We start from the raw sequence: 13,429 nt of genomic DNA on the forward strand, positions 1-13,429 counted from the left end.
GGATGTAATCTGACTGTTACTGTGCTTGGTTCACAAGCTTCTGGTATTTGTCTTGACCAGCGAATAGGTAAAGGTTCTGTGCATTTAGCTAAATAGAGTTGTTTGTCTTTAAATTTAAAAGCAGATTTGGTAAATTTGGCACTTCCTCCTTGATGTTTTTTCTTAAAGTTGGGATACTTAGTACGACCAGCAAAGAAATTAGTGAAAGCTGTTTGTAAATGTCTTAACCCTTGTTGTAAAGGTACACAACTAACTGCGTTTAGAAAGTCTAATTATTCTTGTTTTTTCCAATCGGTTAGCATTGAAGAAGTTTCAGCATATCCTACTCTTTCTTGCTTTTCGTACCAAGCTTGTGTTCGTTCGTGGAGAGCTTTATTGTAAACCAATCTTACACAGCCCAATGTGCGCCGCAATAGCGACTCTTGTGTTGGTGTGGGGTAAAATCGAAACGAATAGGCTTTCTCCATATCTCACATTCTAGCATATATCGTGTAAATGCGCTAGTATTTAACAGTAAAGCCAACCTAGAACGGCGGGGTTTCAGACGCAAATTTTCGATGATCGAGAATGGCTTTAGCTTGAATTAAAGCCGATCGCACTTGTTCAAAACCTGTGCCACCATAGCTATTACGGGCTGCTACCACCTGACGAGGGGCGATCGCGTCGTAGATATCGGCCTGAAAAGCTGGATGTAATTCTTGCCATTCGGTCAGGGTTAAATCTTTCAATAACTTACCGGCTGCCAAACTGCTTTTAACGACTTTCCCGACTAAATTATAAGCTTCTCGGAAGGGAATCCCCTTACTGGCTAAATAATCCGCCACATCCGTCGCATTAGAAAAATCCTCCGCCACCGCGTTAGCTAATCGGTCAGTTTTAAATTGAATCCCGGTGGCTAAAAGTACCGTCATCGCTTGCAAACAAATCCGCACGGTTTTAACGCCATCAAATAACGCCTCCTTGTCCTCCTGCAAGTCTTTGTTATAGGCCAGGGGTAAACCCTTCATTAAGGTCAATAACGCCTGTAAATGCCCAAAAACCCGCCCTGTTTTGCCGCGCACCAATTCGGGAACGTCGGGATTTTTTTTCTGGGGCATAATGCTAGATCCCGTGGCACAACTATCGGTGAGAGTGATAAAACTAAATTCTTGGGAAGACCAGAGAATCATTTCTTCGCTCAAACGGCTCAGGTGTACCATAATCAGACTAGCGGCCGTCATGAATTCAATGGCAAAATCCCGATCGCTAACTCCATCGAGACTATTGTTATACACCTGCTCAAAATCGAGTAAATTGGCGCTGTAATGACGATCGATCGGAAAAGTCGTCCCCGCTAAAGCGCCACATCCTAGGGGCGAAATATTAGTCCTGGCGCGAATTTCTCCTAATCTTTGGTGATCCCGTTCGGCCATTTGAAAATAAGCTAGGAGATGATGGGCTAAACTAATCGGTTGAGCGCGCTGCAGGTGGGTATAACCGGGGATGAGGGTTTCCAGATGGTTTTCAGCGTGATTGACTAAAGCTTGCTGAAAATTGCGAATTTCTTGCCTAATATCATCGATTTGTTGTCTAAGATACAGACGAATATCCGTTCCTACCTGATCGTTTCGCGAACGGGCCGTGTGCAGTTTTTTGCCCACATCTCCCACGATCTCGGTTAAACGACGTTCTACGGCAAAATGCACGTCCTCTTGATCGATGCCGGGGTTAAAGTTGCCGGTGCGGTATTCTTGACGAATTTGTTCCAATCCAGAGACGAGACTATCAGCTTCTGTGGGGGTGATAATACCCGTATAGGCGAGCATTTTAGCGTGAGCGATCGATCCGGTGAGATCATACTCGATTAATTCGATATCAAAGCCAATACTGGCGTTAAATTCTACGATCGTAGGATGGAGACTACCTTCAAAGCGATCGCTCCAAGTTTTCTTTGCTGTCACTGTTTTCGTTAGATTATTGTGGATAAAGTTAACCAAAATATGCTGGGCAGTTTTTAGGGATAATCCGGTGCTGATAGCATTACCGCTTCAGGTTAGAAAAATCTCCAACTCTACAAGCATAAGAATAGCAAGAATTGCTCACTCTGGCTGAAGGCTGATAGGCGAAAAGCTAATAAGAAGTAAAACCTCGAAACATATAACCGACAATCAAACCGATTAATAAGGCCCATGCTTGCCCAGTTTTGACGAAATTTGAGAAGGATTTCTGGACATTCCCGATGATATCCACGTCTTGCTCCGAAATAGTCATCAAGACATTGGTAAGAGGCGAAAAGTCGATCGAGACAGATAGATGATGGAAGATGTCGATCACGATAGAATTCCTCAAAGACGAAAATCTACAGAACAAGTTAACACAAAGAGGAGGTCACTTTCAAGATGATTGAAATTGCTGGTAATAGGATAATAATAAATTGCCCGCTTTTGCTAAATCTTGACCAAAGGCGATAATTCCTTCTTCATGACCACTCATCACTAAAATTTGTTGCTCCTCTAGACGATCTTCTTGACATAAACGGATAATTTCTGCGGCCATTTCTGGGGTTCCATAGGCGATATTTTCTTGAGTGGTCGGCACTCGATACATCAAATTTTGCCACAGGGGGCGATGGTGAATATGAATTACCCCATTAATCTGGGGATTCGCTTCATAAATTGCTCCATGGGTGAGAGTTTCCGAAGAAGCGGCAATTGTTCCCCGACAAGTGACCCGATTTTCTCTCCAATCGTAGTCTATAACTGTGGTGTAATGGGATTCATTTAATACCGAGATTCCCCCGGTGTTAGTGCCAGAAATAATAATTTCTTTGTCTATTTTCCCTCGTTGACTCACATTCCCAAAACCGATTCCGTTATCGTATTGACCGATTAATCCCAGTCGATATAGGCGATTGCGCCAATAATTTAATTCTGCAATCTCTGAGCTTGCTAAGGGACGGTCAGGAATCCAAGTACAATTATATTTAACGTAACCTTCATCAATCATATATTTTTCAAAAATATTCGGGATAATTTTGACACACTTTCCGCACAAAGTCCTGGAGAGGATAGGAAATATTAGTGATATAATTATCTTTAATGACTTGGGAGAATAGGGGTAAAACTTCTGTGTCTAAGGCGGGTTTAAATAATTCCATCGGCAGGATTAAATCGGAACCTTCCCGCACATCAATTGTCTCAAAATTGCTGGCTAAAATTAACCAAAGAGGACGCACCCAAAGAGCCGAACGACTTTCGATCACCTGAATTACTTCTCCGTATAAAGTTCGATTTTTGCAGAATAAACTAACAATTTGATGGGGAGTAAATGTGTTCATAGACAATTCTAGTTTTCCTCGATAAGCTAAGACGCATTTTAACCGCTTATTCTTAGATTAGCCGAATCTCCCCCCAATCTCTTTACTCTTGCAAGAGCCAACAGTAAAGAGTGTCTCATCTCAACAAGCAATTTAAATGCGCGGGCAGCTTATCTTTCACTGGTCACTGATTACTGTTTACTGATCACTGAAAAAAGCTTGCCACTCCCCGCTCCCTTGCCAGATTGGGAAAAAACTCCGTTAGAATACGGGAAGCCGTTTACAAAACGATACAAAATCATGACCGTTGCTTACCCTCGTAAATTCAAGAAGACGATGAGCGCTCGCGACATCATGAAGCGTGTCATTAGCGATCGCGAAATTCATCTTGTCACCCTCAACCGCTACCGCTACAACGAACAACGTAGCTGTAAAGACCTGACCGAACTGATCGAAACCTTAGACGGACAACCGAAAGAACTGATACAGGAGCTTTCCCACCACGTCGCCGATGAGGCGCGCCATGCCTACTGGTTAACCGATTTATTGATCGAATTGGGAGCCGATGTGGGGAAACCGCCGGGGTTGTCCTATATCGACGAATTTGAACGTCTTCTCGATCAAGATCAATTCCAAGGCGAAGAACAAAGGGAAGACCTACTGATTGCGGCCCTAGCGGCAATTAACGTCACGGAAAAACGGGGATGCGAATACTTTGCCGCCCATATCCATGCCCTCAAAGCAGGGGAACAAACCCCAGAAAATCTGAAAATTCAGGAAACGATCGCCAAAATCTTTCCTGAAGAAGCGGGTCATGTGCGTTGGGGCAATCGTTGGTTAGCCAAAATTGCCCAAAAAAGCCCCGAACATCGGCAAAAAGTCGAAAAAGCCCAGGCAAAATACTCAGCGATCGAACAGGCCGCCTATGAATCGGGTATGGATATCACCCTGGGGGCAGAATTGCGCCGCGTCGGTCATTTAATGGAAATCGCCGCCACTATGCCGCTTTGGGAACGTCCTCAATATCTGATGGAACGTTTACCCCAATCCCTTCTCGACCCGAAATGGCAATTATTCCGGGTAGAAGCGGCTCAAAAAGCCTGGAATCGTGATCCACAAATGTTTATGGAACGCTTTTTGCCGATGTTTTTTAATGCGGACGACAATATCGGCAAAAAAGAGAAAGTCAACTAATTTAACCTTGATTTTCAGGGGCAATCGTTCAGCGATCGCCGAAGAAATGTTCATCGAGGATCGAGAAAATCGGCTATTGTTTTAAATAGGGGTGAGTTCTCAGCTTTAGGGCCGGAGAAACACCACTTTTTTACTGTTTATTTTGGCTTTTCTCTTTTAGATTATGCGTCTTTTAGCTGCCTTTGATCGCTATCCCAATAGTGTATCTTTAACCCTAGAACCAGTAGCCACCGACTCGCAAAAATTTGATTTATATTTAACTTTACACCTACAAGCTCAAATTCAATCTCTCCTCGGCGGGGAAATGAAATGGGGACTGAAAGGAGGAAAATTAGATTTTGTTTTAGTTAATTGTCACCTAACACCAAATCCTCTTTCTAGTCAAGAGTTATACATAAATCGTATTAATAATCATCAATGGCGGTTATCGTTCAAAAGTCCTCAGTCAATATTTACAGGAGCGATCAAAAGGATTAACCTAGGAACCGTGAGTGTGGAGGAAGAACCTTATCATCTGACGGTGCAATTTTCGGTGACAGCTTCTGATATCTGTATCACGGAAACATCGGGATTATGGAAACACGATATAAGCCCCAATAAACATAGTATTTTAGAGCGAAAGTTAGCATTTTTCCTGATGGAAAATCAATTTGATGCTTTTTTGAGTCGTATTTCTTTGGGGTCATCGCAAGTAGAATTAGATACTGTTCTAGTTGAACCGAAACCAGCAGCATCAGAAAATTTAGAGAAATTGCCAGCACAAATCGAGGGAATTTATGCTTCTGTTAGTGATGATTTTCTCGAACTGGCCCAATTAGCTGAACTCGATCCCCTAAGGGATTTTACTGGGGCAAATCTCCTAGCAGCGGAATTAAGTGGTATATCTTTAGGTATGGCCAATCTCTATCAAGCTAATCTGCGCGGGGCCAATTTAACCGATGCTGATTTAAGCGAAATTAATGGCAGTCATGCTAGTTTTAAAGGAGCGGATTTAAGCGGAGCCTTATTAGCTAATGCCGATTTAAGTTATGCTGATTTTTACCGTTCTAGTTTGGCTTTAGCTAATTTAATCGGCTCCAATTTAGAAGGAGCTAATTTGGTTGAAGTCAACATCACTCAAGCGAATTTTAGCGGAGCAAAAGTGAAGGGGGCAAAGTTTGCCGATAATGTGGGTATGACCGAGGAATTGCGGGAAAACTTACGCTTGCGCGGGTCTTTCTGCGATTAGTCAACTATTAAGCCTCTAAGATGCTACTAAATCCGCTCACCGCTCACCGAAAATAGCGTTATTGAATAACAAAAGAAGATTAGAGATTTTCCTCGGTATCTATGCCCAATTCCCGCAGTTTAGCCGCTAATTTCGCCGCTTTTTGCTTTTCTTGCTGGACTTGGTTTTCTGCCTCTAAAACCCGATTTTCTGCCTCTACAGCCCGATTTTCTGCCTGTTGTGCCGCTTCTGCGGGAGTGGGTACTAATTCACCTTCGGGGGTAAAATAGCGCAATTTATTGGCAGATAAACCCAAATATAAGCCTAATTGTTGACTCCAGAGCCATCCCTGGGCATTGGGGGTAATCGGTTGATATTGACCGCTAATTAGGGTAAATCCTTGAAATTCTAGGCTTTCTGGGTCAAACCAAAAATAATCGGGAGTGCGAAATATATCTTGATAAATTTGTTTTTTCTCCTCTCGGTCAACTTTGGCGGTACTATCGGAGAGAATTTCGAGAATTAAATTGGGATATTTGCCCTCTTCTCGCCAAACTACCCAACTTCTGCGGTTGGGGTTGGAATTTGTCCCCAAAACGACGAAAAAATCAGGACCACGGAAGAATTCTGACTTTTTCTGGTTGGGACTGTAATAGATAGTTAAATTGCCGGTGGCAAAATAATCTTCTCGCTCGCGCCACCACCATTCTAAACACTGAATTAGTAAAATAATTTGTTGTAGATGTAGGTTACTTTCCAAGGGTGGTTCATCACTCCAAAATTGGCCTTGTGGGAAGATTATCTCAGGGTTTACATGAGACTCGACTAGGGGTAAGCTTTCAGCGATAGTCATGGTTTTCCAACAGAGATAGGTCGAGAACTTATTATAAATGATTGAAGGGATTTTTTGAGCAATTGTAGCAGTAGCAATTGAGGTAGAATATTCTTGTTAGTAAATCGCCATTTTCCCCTTAAACAATACCCGATCGCAGGGCAATTACGGCCGCTTGTACTCGGTCGTCCACGGCCAATTTATTCATAATGCCCCGCACATGGGTTTTAATCGTATTGGTACTTAAATAAAGTTGTTCGGCGATTTCAGCATTACTTTTGCCCTCAACAATTAACTTTAAAACCTCCATTTCTCGCTCCGATAAAAGTGCTAGATTGGGATTAGGTTGCACTGCCGGCGGTTTGAGATTATCCATGACTAAACGGGCAATTTGGGGGTCTAAATAGGTGGCTCCGTCCTTAGCTGCTTCAATGGCGGCCAAAAGGCGATCGAGACTCGCTCCCTTGATACAATAGGCATCAGCACCACTAGCCAGAGCTGCGATCACTTCCTGTTGGAGAGTGTGGGAAGTGAGCATGACCACATGAACATTAGCTAAACCCTCCTTAATCTGTTTAGTTGCCGCAATGCCATCGAGACGGGGTAAACCGATGTCCATGACCACTAAATCCGGCCGTAGGGATAGGGCTAATTGTACCCCCGCTAGACCATCACTCGCTTGACCGACAATCTCAAAATCCGGCTGTTCACCGAGCGCTTGTTCTAAACCTAACTGCATTAAAGGATCGTCTTCAACAATTAAAATCCGCATGATCTTTGATTCCTAACGGGAAAATGTACGGTTTTCACCCATCTGCATGAGGCAGAACTACTCCTAGTTTAGGCAATCTGGAGATAGATTAACAGTGACCAGTGACCAGTGACCAGTGACCAGTAAACAGTAAACAGTAATCAGTAATCAGTGAAAAGACAGTGAGAAACTACTATTTAATACTGCCAGCTTAATCCATACTGCTCACTTAGAACTCAAATCTGATAACTGATAACTGATGACTGATAACTGATAACTGATAACTGATAACTGAAAATGCTACGGATTTCATCAGATCGGTCTAAAATTGTGCTTGTTGCCCTAGTTTATCTGGGTGTTGGTTGGCTAGGCTATCTCTGCTTAAATTTAGGCTCGCGACCTGCTCCGATTTGGATGAGTGCTGGTATTGGCTTAACTGCGGTTTTTTTAGGGGGAAAAAGGCTAGTTTTAGGCGTTTTTATCGGGGATTTGCTTCTTACCTTCTTTTTAGCGGCCAGTTGGCCCATAGCTCTATTTTCGGCGCTCGGTAGCAGTTTATCGGCTCTGTTAGGGGCGCAATTCTTGCATTATCTGAGATTTTCCGCCACTTTACAGCGCATTCGCGATATCCTTTTACTGGTATTTTTAGCGGCTTTATTAGCCTCGGCAGTCAATGCCACTATCGATACTTTTGCCCGTAGTTGGCTAAATACTTGGGATTGGCGGCAATTTGGACAGTCTTGGGGCATTATCTGGCTCGGAGATAGTACGGGGATATTAATGACCACGCCGCTGCTGTTGCGTTTTTTCTTCAATCATCACTCCTTGCGAGAACCACGGCAACCCCAACGCCTTGGCGAGGCCTTACTTTGTCTGAGTTTGCTAACGGTGGTGACTTCCGTGGTTTTTGGTGATCAACCAAATTTTCTCAACCCCGATTGGAGTATGGTGCAGTACCTCGAATATCTGCCTTTTCCTTTTGTGGTTTGGGCCGCTATGCGTTTTCAGACTTGGGGAGCGGTAATAGCGAATTTTTTAGTATCTATTTTAGCTTTGATGGGATTGGCCAAGGGAATCAGCCCTTTTATCCTACAGGCTCCCGATTATACCAGAGGTGTCTTGATCTTACAAATCTTTTTAGTCATTGTCATGTCAACTTCTCTGTTTTTATCGGCGGCGATTAGCGAAAGACAACAGATCGATCGAGCTTTAAATGAAACTTTAGAACGAGAACATTTACTAACACAAGTTGCTTTAAAAGTCCATCAATCTTTAGATATAGATCAGGTTTTAAATACCATTGTTGAGGAAATCAGACATTTTCTCGATGTCGATCAAGTCTATATCGGTCACTGTCAAGAGCGGGGTTGGTCCAAGGTAATCGCTGAGTCCCGTCGTCCCGAGATTCCCTCGCTGATGGGTTGGTTTCCCGAACCAGAATTACTGGAAGAATTGGGACAATTATTTTCTTTAGATAAGTTAATTATTGCTGATAATACCGCTAAGGTGCAAACTCTGCCGACTCTCAAGGGTTATTACGAATACCTGCAAGTTAAATCCTCTTTAGTTTTACCTCTAACGGTTAATAATCAACATTTAGGTGCTTTAGTTGTCCATCAATATTCCCATCCTCGTCATTGGCAAAAAAGCGAGGTCAAATTATTAGAACAGTTAGCCACCCAAGTTTGTATTGCTATCGGCCAAGCGCAACTATATCAGAGGGTGCAAAGCTTGAATAATAATTTAGAACGGGAAGTGGCAGCAAGAACCTTGGAACTGCGGGAAAAAGTCCGGGAAATTCAGCGTTTATACGAAATGAAAACGGTTTTTTTACAGGCAGTATCCCACGATCTTCGCACTTCGATTATGGGATTAGTGATGTTATTAAAAAATTTACAGTGTCGGCAAACAGAAAAAGTAACTATCTCGCGAGCAATGCTCGATCAGGTGGTGCGTAGTTGCGATCGACAATTAACTTTAATTAATGCTTTATCAGAAAATCATTTTGCTGAAGAACGGCCTTTAATCTTACATCGTCAACCTCTATCTTTAAAAGAACAGGTGGAAATTTGGCTCAAAGATTGGCAGAAAGATTTTGATTTATACCAAGCTACTTTTATTAATCTTCTCCCCGATGACTTACCCGCTATTGATGCTGATCCTTGTCAGCTAAGAAGTGTTTTTGAACAATTATTAAATAATGCCTTAAAACATAATCCTCCACCGATTCAATTAGCTTTAGATGCTCGTATTGACCAAGATATGCTCTACTGCACTTTAAGCGATAATGGCATTGGCATGGATGAGGAACAATGTCAACATCTTTTCCATTTATATGTAAGAAATCTTCATAATCAACACCTAACGGGAATCGGTTTAGGTTCCTACCAATGTCGGCAAATAATCGAGGCTCACTCTGGGAGAATTGGGGTAAAAAGTACCCCGCGGGTTGGCTCACAGTTTTGGTTTAGTTTACCCCTTACCCATCAAAATTCTAGAGTGATTAAGCAGGAGTTAGTCAACAGTAATCAGTGATTTTTAACAGGATCGAGATAATCATGCTTACTCGTCAATCTGGGGTTAGATTTGCTTTAGGTTTATTGATTATTTTCAATATTTTCTATTTTGTCCATCTCGCCTACTATAGTTATGTTTGGCACGATGAATCTTTGGTCTTACTCCATCTTTCTGGTTACACACCCGAACAGTTAATTAACTATCTGTTCGATGGACAAATTAAATCTACAGAACAACTCTGGCAATTTCAAGGGGTTAATTCCGTGAAAGGTTTTCCTGATACCTTAGCCTCTCTTTATACTAGCTCGAATTACGATCTACCTCTCTATTACAGTTTCCTCTGGTTTTTAGCAAGGTTATCGGGCAATTCTTATCTAGTCTTAAGAGGATTTTCGGTAATTATTTGGCTTGGCATTTTATGGAGTTTTTACCATTTGGCTTTGACTTTATTTAAAAATAAAAACGCCGCTTTAATCGCCACTACACTTATCTTCTTTTCCCCGCGTTTTACTGGTTATGCTCTAGGAATTGGGGAATACGGACTATATGTTTTCTGTTCGATACTTTCTAGCTGGTTATTTCTTAAAGCTATTGATTCCTCGCAACCGAAAAAAGATTGGTTTTTCTATAGTTTATCCCTAATCGCTGGTTTATATACCCATGTTTTCTTTATCTTTGTTCTAGTAGTCCATAGCCTATATTTTCTGTTGCAGCTGAATTATTTTAACTCTTTAACCAAAAAATACTATAGCATCAGCTTACTTGCTTCTCTGTGGATTTATTCAATTTGGTTAACCCGGATTTTTACTGGTCGATTTACTATCTTTGGATGGTCAAAAGGCAGTTTACCCCTAGAGGTACTTTGGCAAATATGGGTAAGAATGATCGCTCGCTTATTTTATAATTTTAGTTTAGCCAATCCCACCATCAACCCTATTATTGAATACTGCCTAATTATCCTCGTCATCATCTCCTTTATTTATCTGGGTAAAAAAGCCGATAAAAAAGTTTTTACCCTGATTATTCTCCTGACAATTATCCCATTTTTCTCTCTTTTAGCGTGGGATCTAATCAGAGGATTTCGCTACACGGCTGTGGGCAGATTTTACTTACCGAGTTTTCTCGGTATGCTGCTGGCAGTTACCTTTTTACTAAGCAACGGATTACAGCATCGCCAAGGCTGGGCAAAAATTCTCTTCATATTATTGCTAGTTTTCGGATTAATTGCCAAAATTCCCTATCCACCGCCGGCAACTAGATATGTGGGCTATGGTAGTAATATTCCCAACGCTTATACAATGATTAATCGCAGTCAAAAACCTCTAATTATTTCAGAACATTGGTTAGATACCTTGCCCCTTATCCATACTACTGATGCTAAGACAAAGTATTTATTTGTTCAGTCGAACCCTAAAGTTTCCATCCCATCCTTAAAAAATCAATTTACCGATATTTATCTCCTCAATCCTTCCCCTAGTCTCAGACAATATTTAGATGACCGGTCTATACAATTATCCCCTACGGAAAATCAAGCCTTTTGGCGAATTGATTAAAAAACCATTGACCCCTCTTGCCAAAACAGACCACAACCTGATAGACTCAATAAACCAAGGCTTCAGGGAATAGAATTGGGCAGTTCATCCCTAAGAGGGATTGACTTTTACAAAGTTTTATGCTTGCTCAACTGGAGAGTCCCCGAAATCTGGTGATTAAGAGTTTTAGCCTCTTGGCTACCGGACTGACTAAGCAGACCTAACAAATTCAACTGTATGATACCGAGTCAAGACATCGGCGAGGCAGTAGATTCAGTCAGAAAAACTGACGCACAAGACTTCTCTAATTTAATGCCTAGACCTGGCTGGCAACAAGTGGCGGGTTTAGGTAGAGACTGTTTTTGGTATTGAACCCCGATTCTTTTCGTTCTTTACCGGTTTTAGTGATTGCCAATAGGGATTTTAAGCCCGTAATTGGTTGAAAATTTCTATTTATTCGCAAAAATTCCCAGTCGCTCCCTGTACTAATCCTAGAGATCGACTTCATGATCAGTAATTTTACCCAACCAATTCTCTGGAAATCAGCTTCCAGAACAATTTAGTTATTTTATGAGTAGCAATGCCTTAACCAATCGTGAACATCTAATCGAACTGTATAATCGAGGAGAACGCAACTTTGCGGAAGTCAGACTTAGCGGAGTCAATTTAAAGAGACAGTGTTTAAACCAGATTAACCTAAGTCATAGTTACTTAAAACGAGCCAATTTAGCCGAAGCTTGTTTAATTAACGCTAATTTCAAGGACGCTGCCCTCGAAGAAGTCAATTTAAGCAAAGCTTGTCTTATCGATGCTAACCTGACTAAAGCCGACCTTTCTGGGGCAAATTTGCGCCAAAGTCAACTAAGCGGCGCAATTTTGAGTAATACCATTCTCAAAAAGGCTGATTTAAGTTCTGCCTGTTTAATTCACAGTAGCTTACTTTTTGCTCAACTGTTCAAAGCGAATCTCGAAGCGGCTAATCTCACCTCAGCCACTTTAACCCATGCCATGGCGGGGAAAGCTAACCTAAAACGGGCTATTCTCACTCGTGCTATTCTTAGCTCTGCTAATCTTAGCCATGCTAACTTAAAAGAGGCTAACCTAATTCGAGCCTATCTCTATCAAGCTAATCTGGAAAACTGCCATCTTCAATACGCCGACCTCAGCTATGCCGATTTGCGCGGGGCGGATTTACGGGGGGCGGATTTACGTTATGCTAACCTCGAAGGTGCTAATCTGACGGGAGCTAACCTCAATTGTAGCGATTTTGAGGGAGCTAACTTAACCGGAGCCGATTTAAGCAAAACTGACGCTAATAAAGCCAATTTTCGCCAGGCTAACTTAACCGGTTGTAATCTGCTCGGTGCTAATTTAGCCTCCGCTAACCTTTCTGGTGCTAATCTACACCAAGCGGGATTACTCTTGAGTTATTTAGTGGGAAGCAATCTTAAACGAGCTAATCTCAAACAAGCTAACTTAATTGGGGCGATTTTAACCGAAAATAATCTTCTTTCTGCTTCCCTCGAAGAAACTATTCTTCCTAACGGTAGTCGCGGTAATCTCCTTTCCTAAATAGGGTTTGCGGCAAAAAGTTTTTCGTGGGGGTAGGGTGTGGGGTGTGGGGTGTAGGGTTTTAGCTATTTTCAGGTGGTCAATTACCTAATTTTCAGGCAAAAAGTACCTGAATTTTCCCCCCAATCACTCCTAGCTAAGGCACTTTTTGAGGGAAAAAAGTCCAAAAGCCTTATCCAACAAGGTTTTTATATTTATTCAGCCAACCCCAACTATAGTGTAAGGAAGGCTTAAACGCCTTCCTTTTTGGCTAGGGACAAAGGCGATTATGTCCCGTTTTGTATAGCTCTAACCTGTTCAACCTCTAATTCTAAGGCGGATGCGACTTGCTCAACACTTAACCCTAAGGCTAACAAACGAGAGACCGCCTCTAATGCCTTGTTTAGTCTGCCTTGCTCAATGCCTTGCTCAATGCCTTCCTCGCGACCTTCCTGACGCGCTTCCTCGCGCACATCTTGAAAATACTGAGTTTGTTTTAATTCATCTAAACTAAACATAGTTTCTATCTCCCGACGATTGAGAAGCGGTA

Annotated in this window: 11 protein-coding genes and 2 pseudogenes; 5 read left to right on the forward strand and 8 right to left on the reverse strand. The window is 42.1% G+C overall.

All coding sequences use genetic code 11. The annotated features are described in order from the left end of the window. From IM479_RS18365 to IM479_RS18385, 5 genes and pseudogenes are all read right to left on the reverse strand, one after another. Positions 1–467, reverse strand: a pseudogene (locus tag IM479_RS18365) (RNA-guided endonuclease InsQ/TnpB family protein); the annotation flags it as partial. A 57-nt stretch (positions 468–524) separates the two neighbouring features. Then, the gene (argH, locus tag IM479_RS18370) at positions 525–1,940 is read right to left on the reverse strand and encodes an argininosuccinate lyase (protein ID WP_287685541.1); all 1,416 of its coding nucleotides are present in this window, start codon (positions 1,938–1,940) and stop codon (positions 525–527) included. Positions 1,941–2,109: 169 nt separating this feature from the next. Beyond that, the gene (locus tag IM479_RS18375; protein WP_052277410.1) at positions 2,110–2,313 is read right to left on the reverse strand and encodes a hypothetical protein; all 204 of its coding nucleotides are present in this window, start codon (positions 2,311–2,313) and stop codon (positions 2,110–2,112) included. Positions 2,314–2,373: 60 nt separating this feature from the next. Beyond that, entirely contained in the window at positions 2,374–2,985 is a 612-nt protein-coding gene (locus IM479_RS18380) for a class II aldolase/adducin family protein (RefSeq protein ID WP_287685543.1), read from the reverse strand. 7 nt (positions 2,986–2,992) lie between these two features. Next, positions 2,993–3,316, reverse strand: coding sequence for a hypothetical protein (locus IM479_RS18385; protein WP_286825321.1), 324 nt, complete (start codon positions 3,314–3,316; stop codon positions 2,993–2,995). Between the two features lie 279 nt (positions 3,317–3,595). Between IM479_RS18385 and IM479_RS18390 the strand changes: the two genes are divergently transcribed. Then, complete coding sequence (locus IM479_RS18390) at positions 3,596–4,489, forward strand: ferritin-like domain-containing protein (protein WP_287685545.1); 894 nt, start codon at positions 3,596–3,598, stop codon at positions 4,487–4,489. Positions 4,490–4,652: 163 nt separating this feature from the next. Further along, positions 4,653–5,717 (forward strand): pentapeptide repeat-containing protein, encoded by a 1,065-nt coding sequence (locus IM479_RS18395; protein WP_287685547.1) that lies wholly within the window; start codon positions 4,653–4,655, stop codon positions 5,715–5,717. Positions 5,718–5,796: 79 nt separating this feature from the next. Here the strand turns inward: IM479_RS18395 and IM479_RS18400 are convergent, their stop codons facing one another. Both IM479_RS18400 and IM479_RS18405 read right to left on the reverse strand, forming a co-directional pair. Beyond that, positions 5,797–6,549 (reverse strand): Uma2 family endonuclease, encoded by a 753-nt coding sequence (locus IM479_RS18400; RefSeq protein WP_286825323.1) that lies wholly within the window; start codon positions 6,547–6,549, stop codon positions 5,797–5,799. 118 nt (positions 6,550–6,667) lie between these two features. Continuing rightward, a complete protein-coding gene (locus IM479_RS18405; protein ID WP_002737320.1) occupies positions 6,668–7,300 on the reverse strand; it encodes a response regulator in 633 nt (210 codons plus the stop codon). A gap of 276 nt (positions 7,301–7,576) precedes the next feature. On the opposite strand from IM479_RS18405, the gene IM479_RS18410 reads away from it, so the two are divergent. From IM479_RS18410 to IM479_RS18420, 3 genes are all read left to right on the forward strand, one after another. Continuing rightward, positions 7,577–9,814 carry a sensor histidine kinase gene (locus IM479_RS18410; RefSeq protein WP_287685548.1) on the forward strand — a complete coding sequence of 746 codons (2,238 nt, stop codon included), beginning with the start codon at positions 7,577–7,579 and terminating at the stop codon, positions 9,812–9,814. A gap of 23 nt (positions 9,815–9,837) precedes the next feature. After that, positions 9,838–11,349: a glycosyltransferase family 39 protein gene (locus IM479_RS18415; RefSeq protein WP_287685550.1), complete on the forward strand. Its 1,512-nt coding sequence runs from the start codon at positions 9,838–9,840 to the stop codon at positions 11,347–11,349. Between the two features lie 549 nt (positions 11,350–11,898). Further along, positions 11,899–12,900: a pentapeptide repeat-containing protein gene (locus IM479_RS18420; RefSeq protein ID WP_287076287.1), complete on the forward strand. Its 1,002-nt coding sequence runs from the start codon at positions 11,899–11,901 to the stop codon at positions 12,898–12,900. 266 nt (positions 12,901–13,166) lie between these two features. Here the strand turns inward: IM479_RS18420 and IM479_RS18425 are convergent. Further along, a pseudogene (locus IM479_RS18425) lies at positions 13,167–13,429 on the reverse strand (Rpn family recombination-promoting nuclease/putative transposase); the annotation flags it as partial.

Source organism: Microcystis sp. M165S2, assembly GCF_020245885.1.
GTDB lineage: Bacteria > Cyanobacteriota > Cyanobacteriia > Cyanobacteriales > Microcystaceae > Microcystis.